Genomic DNA, 384 nt, shown 5'->3' on the forward strand with positions numbered 1-384 from the left:
GCCCACTTCGACGATGGCCAGGGCAATACGATCGGGGTGATCGACGTGCCCGGCCACGAGCGCTATGTGCGCAACATGGTGGCCGGGCTCTGGAGCCTGGATCTGGTGCTCTTGGTGATCGCCGCCGACGAGGGCTGGATGCCCATGACCGGCGATCACCTGCGCCTGCTCAAGGCCATGGGGGTGCCGCGCCTGCTGGTGTGTATCAACAAGTGCGATCTGGTGAGCACAGATGAGCTGGCGCTGCTGGAAGAGAGCCTGCTGGAGCGGGTGATGGACGAGAGCGGCATGGTGCCGGACATCGTCAGCGTCAGCGCCAAGAGTGGCGAGAATATCGACGGACTGCACGCCGCCATCGTCCACCAGCTGGCGGATGTGGCGGGC

1 protein-coding gene is annotated in these 384 nt (G+C 65.4%); it reads left to right on the top strand.

Going from position 1 to position 384, the window contains the following annotated elements; genetic code table 11:
- Positions 1-384: GTP-binding protein (locus BN1124_RS02950; protein ID WP_042638903.1), on the top strand; the 384-nt coding region annotated here is incomplete at both ends.

This window comes from Aeromonas eucrenophila (assembly GCF_000819865.1).
Lineage (GTDB): Bacteria > Pseudomonadota > Gammaproteobacteria > Enterobacterales > Aeromonadaceae > Aeromonas > Aeromonas eucrenophila.